Source organism: Amycolatopsis sp. NPDC023774, from assembly GCF_040639695.1.
Classification (GTDB): domain Bacteria; phylum Actinomycetota; class Actinomycetes; order Mycobacteriales; family Pseudonocardiaceae; genus Amycolatopsis.
On the sequence record NZ_JBFAAJ010000002.1, the window covers coordinates 480,459 to 492,838 of the forward strand.

A 12,380-nucleotide genomic window follows, 5' to 3' on the forward strand; every position below is an offset into this window, starting at 1 on the left:
ACGGAACCGTCCACCCGGAACACCAGCGAGCCCGGCGTGTGCCCGGCCGCGGCGAACGCTTCGACGCCGGGGAAGATCTCGCCGTCTTCGCTCACCCGCCGCGTCCGCAGGTTGCTGGCCAGGTCGGCGGCGTACAGCTCGGGCAACGGGTCGAACCCCGGCGCGCGCTCCGCCGCCCACTCCAGCTCCGCCGCGCCCACCCACACGGTGGCCGACGGGAACCGCAGGTAGTTCGCCGCGTGGTCGTAGTGCGCGTGCGTGAGCAGGATGTCGGTGACCTCACCTGGTTCCACGCCGTGGGCGGCCAGCCGCTGCGCGAGCAGAGAGCGCATTCCGAACGAGCCCGTGTCGGCCAGGATCAGCCGTTCGCCGTGGCGCACGAGAGTGACGCTGCTCCGGCCGAGCCCGCCGTGCTGTGTGCTCTTGCCGGGATAACCCTGGGTCAGGGGAAGGATGTTCACCGCGCCTCCGGGGAGACCACGTCGGACGCGGGGACCACGGCCTCGTCGTGGTCGAAGGTCCGCCGGGCGTAGAACGAGACGACCGCCGTGACCAGGCCCAGCACCGCCAGGTACACGCCGAGGCCGTACGGGCCGCCGGTCACGTCGTTGAGCCACACGCCGATGATCGGGCCGGTGCCGCCGAACACGGCCTGCGCCACGTTGTAGGCGAGCGCACCCGCGGTGACGCGCACGGCCGTCGGGAAGATCTGGCTGATCGCGAGCAGCGCCGGCAGCGCGAGCAGGCCCTTGCAGGCGCCGATGAGCGCGCCGCCGGTGAACGCGCCGACCCCGCCACCCGCGGCGAGGGCCAGCGACGGCACGGCGAGGATCGCGACCACGAGCCCGGTGAGGCTCAACGCCTTGCGCAGCCCGATCTTGTCCGCCACCGGCCCCATCACGAGCGTGCCGGCGATGACGAGCACGTTGCTCACAATCGTCGCGTTGTAGGCCTCGGTGCTGTCGAGCTTGCCGACGTTGATGAGAAACGTGGTGAGGAACGACGTGATGGTGGTGCTCAGCAGCGCGTAGCTCGCGGTGCAGACGATGAAGACGACGATCGGCACCCAGTGCAGGCGCAGGGCGTCGCGCAGCGGGGTGGCGGCGGCCTTCGCCTTCTCGCGCGCCTTGACCAGCAGCTCGAACTCCGGGCTCTCCTCGACCTTCGAGCGCAGGTACACGCCGAACGCGGCCAGCAGCAGGCCGACGAGGAACAGGATGCGCCAGCCGAACGTCTGGTACTCGTCCTTGGTCAACACACTCGAGAACACCCGCGCGAGCAGCGATCCACAAAGGATCCCGATGAACGTGGTGGCGATCAGCGTGCTCACGTTGCGCGCGCGCCTCGCGGCCGGGCTGTTCTCGAACACAAAGCTGATCGCGCTCGCGTACTCACCGCCCGCGCCCATCGACTGCGCGAGGCGGCACACGAGCAGCAGGACCGGCGCCAGCAGGCCGATCTGCGCGTAGGTGGGCAGCACCCCCATGAGGGCGGTGCCGAAGCACGTGAACAGGATCGAGATCGACAGCGCGCGGCGGCGGCCGTACTTGTCTCCGATCCAGCCGAAGAAGATGCCGCCGATGGGGCGGGCGATGTAGCCGAGCGCGAACACGGCGTAGGTGTTGAGCAGCGCCACGGCCGGATCGTTGCCGCGGCGATGATCGTGGCGACCACGCCGTAGACGCCCCAGTCGTACCACTCGGCGAAGTTGCCCGCCGACGCCGCGATGATGATGCGGCGCCGGCGGGCGCCAGTGAACTCGAGCTCCGTGTTCATGACGGGTGTTTCCGTTCTCTTCATCGGGAAAGGAGTCAGGTGAGCCGCGCCGCGACGGCTTCCGCGACGGCCGCGGGGCCGCCCGTCGCCGAGCCGTCGGGCCGGATGCCGATGTCACCGGCCTCGAGCGCACCGGCGACGGCCGCGCGCACGAGGTCACCCTCGGCGGTGTGGTGCAGGTGGTCGAGCATCATCGCGGCCGCGAGGATCTGTCCGATCGGGTTCGCGAGCCCCTTGCCGGCGATCGAGGGCGCGCTGCCGTGGATGGGCTCGAAGTACGCGCTGACGTCGCCGATGTTGCCGGAGCCGCACAGCGAGATGCCGCCGACGGTCGCGCCGCCGAGGTCACTGAGCACGTCGCCGAGGAAGTTCTCCATCACCAGCACGTCGAAGTCGCCGGGGCGCAGCACCAGGGCCTGGGCCGCGGCGTCGGCGTAGAGGACCTCGGTCTCGACGGCCGGGAAGTCGGCGGCGACCTCGAAGAAGATCTCGCGGAACAGCGCGTGGCTGCGCAGCACGTTGCTCTTGTCCACGCAGGTCACGCGGTGCTTGCCGTCGCTGGGCGCGCCACCGCGGGCGGCCGCGAGCTCGAACGCGCGCCGGCAGATGCGCAACGTGCCCTCGCGGGTGGTCATGAGCGTGTCGGACACGGCCCAGCGGTTGCCGACGCCCTTGCCGCGCGAGGCGTAGAGACCTTCGGTGTTCTCACGGACGATGACGTAGTCGATGCGGCCGGCCGTCACCCCGCCGAGCGCCGAGGTGACGCCGGGCAGCAGGAGCGCGGGGCGGACGTTGGCGTACGCGTCGAGCCCGATCCGCAGGATGCCGCCGAGCAGGCCGGCCTCGGTGCCGTCCGGGAACCGCACGTCGGGCAGCCCGACCGGACCCTTGAGCGTGGCCGCGACGGCGGTGCGCAGGTATTCGAGGTCATCGGGTGAGCAGGCCACCCCGGTGCGGCGGTAGGTGTCGGCGCCGGCGTCGACGTCGGTGTAGCGCAGCGCGAAGCCGCCCTTGGCCGTGACCGCGCCCAGCACGGTGAGTGCGGCGTCGACCAGCTCGGGACCGATTCCGTCCCCTCGGATGACGGCGATGTCGTGAACCTGCACTGGCGCTCCACCTCGGAAATCAATTCAATCAACATTGAGTATCAACATTGACGAGAACGACGAGACCGTAGGCCTGGCCGGAATCCGTTGTCAACCCGATGTTTCTGTTCCGTGACCAGCATTGGTGGTCACTAGACTCGCCGCGAACGGACGTACGCGCAGAAGGAGGGGTCAGCTGCAGTGAGCACCGACACTGAGGTGCTGTCGATCGCCGAGGCAGCCGACGTGCTCGGGGTCAAGCAGAGCACGGTGTACGCCTACATCAGCCGTGGCCTGCTGAAACGCCACCGGCTCCCCCGCGATCGGCGCAGTTGGCTCTCGCGCAGCGAAGTCGAGGGCTTCGGGCAGCGCAAGGGCACGCGCACGCTCCTGCACGACGACGAACCCGCGGTCTCGGCCGACACCAGCCAGGTCGCGCGCCTCGACGGAGACACGCTGCTCTACCGCGAGCGCGACGCCGTGGAGCTCGCGCGCACGGCGTCATACGAGGAGGTCGCCGAGCTGCTGTGGGAGCAGCCCGACGTGGCGCCGGCGCGGGACCTCGAACCGGAGCTGGTCTCGGCCATCCACCGGCTGCAGGACACCATGCCGGCCGGGAGCCTGCCGCTCGACCGGCTCAAGGTCACCGCGACGCTGCTCGGTGCGCGCGACTCGTTCCGCTACGACCTGTCCGTGCCGTCGGTGCTCTCGGCGGCGCGCACGATGGCGCCCGCGTTCGTGGAGTCGCTGCCCCAGCCGGGCGCGGTGTGCGAGCGTGGCCGCCCCATCGCGGAGCGGCTGTGGGGCCGGCTCACCGCGGAACCCGCTACGCCGGAACGGCTCGCGGTGCTCTCGGCCGCCCTGGTCCTGCTGGCCGACCACGGCCTCGGCCCGTCGACGCGTGCGGTGCGCGAGGCCGCGGCGAAGGCGGCGGACCCGTACTCGGCCGTGCTCGCGGGCATGAGTGTCGCGAGTGGATTGTTGCTGGGCGGTGGTTCGTCACTCGCGGTGCAGGCGTGGCTGGGTGACATTGCTTCGCCCGCCTCGGTTTCGCGGGTGCTCGAACAACGCCTGCTGCGCGGCGACCGGCTGTCGGGTTTCGGGCAGCCGCGCTACCGCAGTGCCGATCCCCGCGCGGCGGAGCTGCTGCGCCTGCTCGCCGAAGCACCCGCCGACCCCGAACGGCTCGCGATCGTCGAGGCGGCCATCGACCTCGTCCGCCGCCGGCGCGATCTCGAGCCGAACGTCGAGTTCGCGCTGGGCGCCCTGTGTTTCGTGCACGGAATGGCCGAGGGCGCCGGCGAGGCGGTGTTCGTGATCGCCCGCACGGCGGGGTGGATCGCGCACTCGCTGGAGACCTACACCGTCCAGTGAGGACACTCAGCCGAGGCGGCCGCGGCGGTGGGCGGCCATGCGGACGGGTGCGTTGACGGCGCCGTAGCCCGCGTAGCCGTCGATGCGCTGCAGGACCTCGAAGAAGACCCGCCCGCCCAGGATTTCGGTGAAGAAGTGCAGCAGGACGCCGTGTTCGTCGCGGTCGTAGAGGATGGAGTGGGCGCGCAGGGCGTCGAGCAGGTCCGGCGGCGGGGCGAGGCGCGCGTCGAGGTCGTCGTAGTAGTTGCCGGGGATCGGCAGGAGCGGGGCGCCGAGGTCACGCATCGCGCGGGCGGCGGCGAGCGCGTCGTCCGTGGTGAAGGCGACGTGCTGGGGTTCGCGCACGCCCGGGGCCCAGTCGCCGCGGCGCAGCAGGGCGGAGTCCAGGGCGACGCGCACGGTGCCGCTCTCGGTGCCGCCGCTGACCGTGCGGCTGCGCACGAGACCGAACGGCGCGGCGAACTCGGTGACCGGGTCGGGTTCGAGGCCGAGCACCGCGCGGTAGAACAGCGCGGCCTCGTCGAAGTGGTCGAACGGCTGCGTCAGGGACACGTGGTCGACGCCCGTGATGCCGGCAGCGACGGCTTTTCCGTCCACCGCGGCGAAATCGTCGAGCCAGCTGTCGCCGGGACCGGTGCGGCAGAAGAACACCGAGGTGCCGTCGGGCGCGGCGACCGCGGACAGGTCGGCCTCCCCCGCGCTGTGCGTGCGCGGCAGCACCGGCGCGAGCAGCCGCTGCGCACGGTCTGCCGAGGCCACCGGGTCCGCGCTCTCCACCGCCAGCGCGGCCACGGAGGCACTCGTGTCGCCCGCGTCGTCGGGCACGGCGGAGTTCACGAGGATCCGCGCTTCGCCCTGCTGCCACAGCGCGACGGGTTTGGTCCGGTGCTGCCCGACGTGCGCGAAACCGAGTGTCGCCAACGCTCGCCCGACCTCGGCACCGGCCGTGGCGATCTCCGTGAACGCGTGCCCGCTCAGCGCCGGGGCGGCCGGCAACGTCGTCGCGCCGAGCGACTCCTCCAGTGCCAGCAGCGATCGCATGGCGTCGACGGCGGCCGGGCCGGGGTCGGCCTGGCGGAACACGTCGTTGAACACCTCCAGCGACAGCGGTCCGTCGTAGCCGGCCGCACGCACGTGGCCGGTGAAGGCCGCGAGGTCGAACGCGCCTTGGCCCGGGAAGAGCCGGTGGTGGCGACTCCACTGCAGCACGTCCATCTCCAGCCGCGGCGCGTCGGCCAGCTGGAGGAAGAACAGCTTGTCCCCCGGGATCGTCCGGATCGCGGCGGGATCGCTGCCCCTGGACAGGATGTGGAAACTGTCGAGGCACAGCCCGAGCGCGGGGTGCGCGGCCCGGCGCACGATCCGCCACGAGTGCTCGTAGGTGTTCACGAACCGGCCCCACGCCAGGGCTTCGTACGCGATCCGCAGCCCGCGAGCGGCGGCGCGTTCGGCCAGCACGTGGAGCTGCTCGGCGGCGAGATCGTCGTCGTCGACCGCGTCCGGGGACACCGAGGAGCACACGAGCATCGTGTCCGCGCCGAGCTGCTCCATCACGTCGAACTTGAGCTCCGCGCGGCGCAGGTTCGCCGCGAGCACGGCGGGCGCCACGGCCTCGAAGTCGCGGAAGGGCTGGTAGAGGTCCACCGACAGACCGAGATCCGCGCAGTGCTCGCGCACCTGCTTCGGCGACCACGGTGCGGCGAGGAGATCGTTCTCGAAGATCTCCACGCCGTCGAACCCGGCGGCCGCGGCGGCGGTGAGCTTGTCCTCGAGCGTGCCGGACAGGCAGACGGTGGCGATCGCGCGTCGGTTTTCGAGGGCGCGGGTTTCAGTCGAGGACATCGGCGGGTTCCCTTTCCCCTGGGGCGGCGAGCCGGTCGAAGTGCCGCCGCATGCGGGCGGCGTCGGGTTCGGCGCCGGTGAACAGCGCGAGTGCGTCGGCGGCCTGGAACACGGCCATCCGGCCGCCGTCGAGCACGCGGCAGCCGCGTTCGGACGCGACGCGCACGAGCTCCGTCTCCAACGGCCGGTACACGACCTCCGCGACCCACAGCCGCGGATCGAGCAGCTCGGCCGGCAACGGCAGGCCCGGGTGCGCGGCCATGCCGACCGGGGTGGCGTGGACCAGACCGTCGGCGGTGGCCAGCGCCGACGCCACCGAGCCGCCGGCCGAAGCGCGCTCCGCGCCGAACCGGGCCCGCAGTGCCGCGGCGAGCGCCTCGGCCCGCGCGGTGTCAAGGTCGAGCACCCGAACCAGGCCCGCGCCGAGCGTCAGCAGGCCATGGGCGACGGCCGCTCCGGCACCGCCCGCGCCCAGCAGCACGACGGAACCCAGCGGCACGCCCGGCAGCCCCGTTTCGAGGCCGCGGGCGAACCCCGACCAGTCGGTGTTGTGCCCGGCCGCAGTGCCTTCGCGGAACACCACGGTGTTCACGGCGGCGAGCGCGGCGGCGTCGGCCGACAGCTCGTCGAGGTGATCCAGCACCACCTGTTTGCACGGGTGCGTCACGTTGAGCCCGGCGTAGCCCGCGGCACGCGCGGCTGCCACCACTTCGCCCGCGGCGCTCGCGGGCAGGCCCCAGTCGTCGAGGTCGAAACGGCCGTAGGCGAGCCGCACGCCGAGCCGGCGCGCCTCGGCCTCGTGCAGCGGCGGGCTCAGCGAGGGGCCGATGCCCGAACCGACGAGCCCGGCGAGCACGGTGCCCGGGCCGGAGCGGCGGGCGTGCTCGCGGACCGCGTCCACGACCGTGGCTGGGTACACAGGTTTCCTTTCGACGAGCCGGTGGTGCCGGGCGGGACAACGGCCGAGCGGCCTAGAGTGGGACCAGATCCGTCCGGAGGGAGAAGGGACGTCCGTGGCCGTACCGTCGCCGGAAGACGCCGCCGGGAAAGACCGCACCCGCGACGCCGAGCGGACCAAGGCCGAGATTCTCGACGTCGCCGCCGCGGAGTTCGCCGAGAAGGGCTACGACGGCGCCCGCGTGGAGGAGATCGCGGCGAAGACCCGCACCACCAAGCGGATGATCTACTACTACTTCACCAGCAAGGACCAGCTCTTCGTCGCGGTGCTGGAGCGGGCCTACACGGTGATCCGGTCGCTGGAGCAGGAGCTCGACGTCGACCACCTCGACCCGGTCGACGCGATCCGCCAGCTCGCCGAGCTCACCTTCGACCACCACGAGTCCCACCCCGGCTTCGTGCGGCTGGTGAGCATCGAGAACATCCACCGCGCCGAGCACATCGCGCGCTCCACCACACTGTCGACGCTCGCCAACCCGGCGCTCGACGTGCTCACCCGCATCCTCGAACGCGGGCGCGCGACCGGGCTTTTCCGCGACGACGTGGACGCGCTCGACGTGCACATGGCCATCAGCGCGTTCTGCGTGTTCCGCACCGCGAACCGCTACACGTTCAACGCGATCTTCGGCCGCGACCTGCTCGACCCGGCCACGCGCGAGCACCACCGGCGCATGCTCGGCGACCTGCTCGTGAGCTACCTGACCGCGCGCTGAGCCCCTCACGCGATCCTCGCGATCCGGCCGGAGGCGTCCGCCGGGTGGCGGTCGAGCACGCGCGGGTCGTGGCCAGGCAGGAAGATCCCCGACGGCCCGGCCAGCTCCCGGATGCGGTCGAAGCCGCCGTACACGCCGGTGCTCGAGTGCAGCAGTGGCGCCGGGTGGTCGGCTTCGAGGTTCTCGTAGAAGTGGCTGGCGTCGGAGGCGACGACGACCGGGCCGGCCGCGGTCGCGATCCGCACCACCTGCGTGCCGGCGGTGTGCCCGCCGACGAGGTGGACGCTGAGGCCCGGCACGACGTCGGCGTCGCCGTCGACGATCCGCAGCCGGTCGTGGGCTTGGAGCCGGTGCAGCTCGGCTTCGTCCAGCAGCCAGTGTTCCCGTGTGATGCGCCTGGCCCACGGCCCGGTCCAGTAGTCCAGTTCGGACTGCTGCACGACGCAGGTCGCGTCCGGGAATGCGCTCGCCCGGCCGGCGTGGTCGTAGTGCAGGTGGGTGAGCACCACGTGATCCACGCCTGCGGGCTCGACACCGAACTCCGCGAGCAGGGCCACTGGGTCGGTGTACGCCAGCCCGGGCACCTCCGCCGCGCGCTCCGGGCGCATCCCGGTGTCGATGAGCACCGTGTGTTCCGGTGAGACGGCGACCCACACGTAGTACGCCGTCGGGTGCGGTCTGGCGGAATCCGTGCTGTGGCCCAGGAAGTGGTCTCCGCGAACGCCGTCGCGCCGGGCGTAGCACAGGGCGTGGACCTTGAACGTGCTCACTGCTGGACGCCGACCTCGCTCGCCTGCCGCGCCGGCGCGTTCTTCAGCCCGAGCAACGCGGTCGGGACGCGGTAGGTCTCGCGGCCGGTGGCCACGGCGATCGCGTTGACCACGCACAGCCCCGCGGTGAAGATCGCGACGCCGAGCCACGCGCCCCGGCCGTCACCGGCGACGGCCGCCGCCACGCTCGGCAGGAAACCGCTGATGGCGAAACCGATCTGCGTGCCGATCGCGGTGCCCGACAGCCGCACGCGGGCCGGGAACATCTCGCCGTAGAACGAGGGCCAGATGGCGCTCGTCGCGGTGTAGACGATGCCGAACATGCCGATGCCGAGCACGAAGATCCACACGTAGCTGCCGGCGGCGATCGCGCCGAGGTAGCCGAAGATGAGCACCGCGCAGCCGAGCGAACCCGCGATGAAGATTTTCTTGCGGCCCTTGCGGTCGGACAGCTTGGCCCACAGCGGGATCGAGATCACGGCCGCGACGTTGGCGAGGACACCCACCCACAGCATCGGCGTTTTGCTCAGCCCCACCGTGTTCACGGCGTAGCTCAGGGCGTAGACGGTGAAGATCGTGCTGACGGAGGCGATGAGCGCGGCGACGATCACGCGCAGGACGTCGGCCCAGTGGTCGCGCAGCAGCACCGCCAGCGGCAGCCGGACGACCTCGCCGGCGGCGACCTCCTCGCGGAACACCGGCGTCTCCTCCACCGAACGGCGGATGTAGTACCCGACCGCGACCATCACGGCGCTGAGCCAGAACGGCACGCGCCAGCCCCACGAGAGCAGCGCGTCCTGCGGCAGCGCGGCGACGGGCAGGAATACCGCCGTGGCCACGATCTGGCCGGCCTGCGTGCCGCTGAGGGTGAAGCTCGTGTAGTACGCGCGGCGGTGTTCCGGCGCGTGCTCGAGGCTCATCGAGTTGGCGCTGGCCTGCTCGCCACCGGCGGAAAGCCCTTGCAGCAGCCGCAAAACGACCAGGAGGACCGGCGACGCGACGCCGAGCGCCTCGTAGCTGGGCAGGCAGCCGACGAGCACTGTGGACAGGCCCATGAGCAGCAGCGTCGCGATGAGCACGCGTTTGCGGCCGAACCGGTCGCCCAGGTGACCGAGCAGCAGCGCGCCGAGCGGGCGCGTGACGTAACCGACGCCGAACGTCGAGAGCGCGAGCAGCGTGCCCGCGGCCGGTGAGGACGCGGGGAAGAAGATCTTGCCGAAGACCAGCGCAGCGGCGGTGCCGTAGATGAAGAAGTCGTAGTACTCGAGCGCGCTGCCGATCCAGGCGGCGAGTGCCGCCTTCGCGGGCCGGCCCGCGGCGGGCGCCGCCCGATCTGCTCGACCGTTCACTTTTTGTCTCCTCTGCGGTGCGCCGTTGCCTCGCCCGCCAGCTAATGTACCGTGCGGTTAATTAGAGAGGGTGAAGGGCGCGCCCGAGGTTGTCAAGAACGAGTTTCGGTGCAAGATCGACTCCGGCCGGGCGCGACGGACCGCAGAGCGCTCCTTTGTGGAGAGTGCGCACACCGCCGGAAACCCGTGGTGTCCAGGGGTTTCCGGCCGTCCGGAACCGCTACGCCCGGAGGTTCTCCACCTCGACCGGCTCGATGGCCTCGCCCGCGGGGAGGTCGAAGCCGAGGATCTGGCTGTAGAAGCTCAGCTCCGCGTCGAGGGCCCGGCGGATGTTCTCGGCGCGGCGGAAGCCGTGCTGCTCACCGTCGAAGAGGAGGTAGGCGACGGGGACCTTGCGCGAGCGCAGGGCATCGACGATGAGCTCCGACTGGTTGGGCGGCACCACGGGGTCGTCGGCGCCCTGGAGGACGAGCAGGGGCCGGGTGAAGGCGTCGATGTGCTGGATGGGCGAGCGGTCGAGGTACACGTCGCGCATCTCGGGGTACGGGCCGATCAGGCGGTCGAGGTAGCGGCTCTCGAACTTGTGCGTGTCGGCCGCCAGTGCCTGGAGGTCGGCGACACCGAAGAGGTCGGTGCCGGCGGCGAAGGGCGTGCCGGCGCGCGAGAGGGCGGCCAGCACGGTGTACCCGCCGGCCGAGCCGCCGCGGATGAGGAGCTTGCCGCCGTCGACGCGGCCTTCGGCGGCGAGCCAGCGGACGGCCGCGATGCAGTCGGCGACGTCGAGGATCCCCCACGTGCCGTGGAGGGCTTCACGGTAGGCGCGGCCGAAGCCGGTGGAGCCCGCGTAGTTCACGTCCACGACGCCGAAGCCGCGGCTGGTCCAGTACTGGATCCCCAGCGACAGCACGGGAACCGCCTGCGACGTCGGTCCACCGTGGACGACCACGACGACCGGCGGCTTCGACCCCGCAGGGCCGGCGAAGTCCGGGTTCGCCGGCGGGTAGAACAACGCGTGGGACACCCGGTCGCCCGAGGGGAAGTCGATCGCCTCGGGCGCGGACACGTACTCGGCGCCGATCCCCGTGTCGCGCGGCTCGCGCACGGTGGCGACCTTGCCCTCGGCGGTCAGCGTGTACACGCTCGGCTCGCCGGTGGGGGAACCGGCGATGAGGAGCAGCTCGTCACCGCCGGCCGGGCGCAGCGCGCTGATCGCGGTGAACGGGGTGTCGAGGTCGGTCACGGCGCCGTCCGGGCTCGCGATCGCGAGCCCGTCGATACCGCCGGACCAGCGGGCGAACACCACGCGGTGGTCGGCCAGCACCACGTACCGGCCCGTGCCGAGGCCCCAGGCCGGCACGCCGATCTCGGCGTCGAGCACGACCACCGGCTCGACAGTGCCGCTCTCACCGAGGCGGTACAGGTTCCACCAGCCGGTGCGGTCGGACAGGAAGTAGAGCATGCCGTCGGCGTGCCAGCGCGGCTCGGACACCGACTCCCCCGGCCCGCCCGCGACCACGGTCTCCTCGCCGGAGGCCAGGTCGCGCACGCGCAGCTCGGTCGAGTCCCAGGGCATGTTCGGGTGGTCCCACGCGACCCACGCGAGCTTCCCCGCGTCGGGCGAGAACCGCGGGCTCGCGACGAAGTCCGGCCCGGACACGAGCACCTCGGGCTCTGCTCCTTCGGTCAGCAGCACGATCTCGTTCCGAACGTCGGCCGCGCCCCGGCCGGTTTTCGGGTGGTGTTCGCGCACCACGGCCAGGCGCGTGCCGTCGGCGGTCAGGTCGCCGTCGGCGTACCGATCACCGCGCGGGACCTCGGGCTCGGGAGTGACGGCTTCCGGCGCACCGCCGCGACCGAGGCGGTACAGCCGCTGGTCGGCCCAGTTGGCGAACCACACGACGCCGTCGCGCACCCACCAGTCGGCCCCGCCGTACTCGTGCACGCTCGTGCGCGCACCGAAACCTTCGGGCAGCAGGTCGGCGGTGCTGCCGTCGGCTTCCCGCCGCACGAGCTGCACCCGCCCACCCTCGGCCGGCCGCGCCTCCGACCACACCACGGCGCCGGCGTCCGCCCGGACATCCGTGACCCGTACGGCGCTCTGCGTGATCAGGTCGGCGGTGAACGGCGTGGCCCAGGAACCGAACTCGGAGATCTGCACGGCGCCACGCTAGCCGATCTCGCCTGTCGCGTCGGCCACATCGCACCCCCTGCCCCGCAACAGCACCGGATTGACCACGGACGGCGGCGCCGCAGTGCGTGGCCCGGCGGGGACGCCCGCCGACGCGGGCCGTCGGTGCCCGGTCGCGTGTGGCAGCCGAGCGCGGGACCTCTTCCGCACCGAATCCGAACGGCCTCCCCGGTTTACCGCCTCCCACCCGACGGCGGCCCAGCTCGCCACCCAGGTCCCATCGCGGCAGCAGGGTCGAGCCGGGCATGCCGACGGTGCGAAAGTCGGCCAGCTCGGTCAGGTCGGCGTCGGACTTGCCGAGGACCACGGCGCCCACCTGGCAGCGC

General features: G+C 71.9%; 9 protein-coding genes and 1 pseudogene. 2 read left to right on the forward strand and 8 right to left on the reverse strand.

Going from position 1 to position 12,380, the window contains the following annotated elements; all coding sequences use genetic code 11:
* Nucleotides 1–8: 8 nt before the first annotated feature.
* From AB0F91_RS08375 to AB0F91_RS08385, 3 genes and pseudogenes are all read right to left on the reverse strand, one after another.
* A pseudogene (locus AB0F91_RS08375) lies at nucleotides 9–461 on the reverse strand (MBL fold metallo-hydrolase); the annotation flags it as partial.
* Nucleotides 458–1,636: an MFS transporter gene (locus AB0F91_RS08380; RefSeq protein ID WP_360595917.1), complete on the reverse strand. Its 1,179-nt coding sequence runs from the start codon at nucleotides 1,634–1,636 to the stop codon at nucleotides 458–460. The pseudogene AB0F91_RS08375 and the gene AB0F91_RS08380, both read right to left, overlap by 4 nt.
* Nucleotides 1,637–1,811: 175 nt before the next feature.
* Nucleotides 1,812–2,882 (reverse strand): isocitrate/isopropylmalate family dehydrogenase, encoded by a 1,071-nt coding sequence (locus tag AB0F91_RS08385; protein ID WP_360595919.1) that lies wholly within the window; start codon nucleotides 2,880–2,882, stop codon nucleotides 1,812–1,814.
* Between the two features lie 180 nt (nucleotides 2,883–3,062).
* Here AB0F91_RS08385 and AB0F91_RS08390 point away from each other — a divergent pair, with 180 nt between their 5' ends.
* Entirely contained in the window at nucleotides 3,063–4,235 is a 1,173-nt protein-coding gene (locus tag AB0F91_RS08390) for a citrate/2-methylcitrate synthase (protein ID WP_360595920.1), read from the forward strand.
* 6 nt (nucleotides 4,236–4,241) lie between these two features.
* Here AB0F91_RS08390 and AB0F91_RS08395 read toward each other — a convergent pair whose 3' ends face one another.
* Together AB0F91_RS08395 and AB0F91_RS08400 are read right to left on the reverse strand one after the other, a co-directional pair.
* Nucleotides 4,242–6,077: a TIM barrel protein gene (locus tag AB0F91_RS08395; protein WP_360595922.1), complete on the reverse strand. Its 1,836-nt coding sequence runs from the start codon at nucleotides 6,075–6,077 to the stop codon at nucleotides 4,242–4,244.
* Nucleotides 6,064–6,996 (reverse strand): shikimate dehydrogenase, encoded by a 933-nt coding sequence (locus AB0F91_RS08400; protein ID WP_360595924.1) that lies wholly within the window; start codon nucleotides 6,994–6,996, stop codon nucleotides 6,064–6,066. Before AB0F91_RS08400 ends, AB0F91_RS08395 begins: the two co-directional genes overlap by 14 nt.
* Nucleotides 6,997–7,090: 94 nt before the next feature.
* On the opposite strand from AB0F91_RS08400, the gene AB0F91_RS08405 reads away from it, so the two are divergent.
* A complete protein-coding gene (locus tag AB0F91_RS08405) occupies nucleotides 7,091–7,747 on the forward strand; it encodes a TetR/AcrR family transcriptional regulator (RefSeq protein ID WP_360595926.1) in 657 nt (218 codons plus the stop codon).
* 5 nt (nucleotides 7,748–7,752) lie between these two features.
* On the opposite strand, the gene AB0F91_RS08410 is transcribed toward AB0F91_RS08405, so the two are convergent.
* From AB0F91_RS08410 to AB0F91_RS08420, 3 genes are all read right to left on the reverse strand, one after another.
* Nucleotides 7,753–8,517 (reverse strand): N-acyl homoserine lactonase family protein, encoded by a 765-nt coding sequence (locus AB0F91_RS08410; RefSeq protein WP_360595927.1) that lies wholly within the window; start codon nucleotides 8,515–8,517, stop codon nucleotides 7,753–7,755.
* Complete coding sequence (locus AB0F91_RS08415; RefSeq protein WP_360595929.1) at nucleotides 8,514–9,866, reverse strand: MFS transporter; 1,353 nt, start codon at nucleotides 9,864–9,866, stop codon at nucleotides 8,514–8,516. The genes AB0F91_RS08410 and AB0F91_RS08415 overlap by 4 nt, the downstream gene beginning before the upstream one ends.
* A 220-nt stretch (nucleotides 9,867–10,086) precedes the next feature.
* Complete coding sequence (locus AB0F91_RS08420; RefSeq protein ID WP_360595931.1) at nucleotides 10,087–12,024, reverse strand: prolyl oligopeptidase family serine peptidase; 1,938 nt, start codon at nucleotides 12,022–12,024, stop codon at nucleotides 10,087–10,089.
* Nucleotides 12,025–12,380 lie beyond the last annotated feature (356 nt).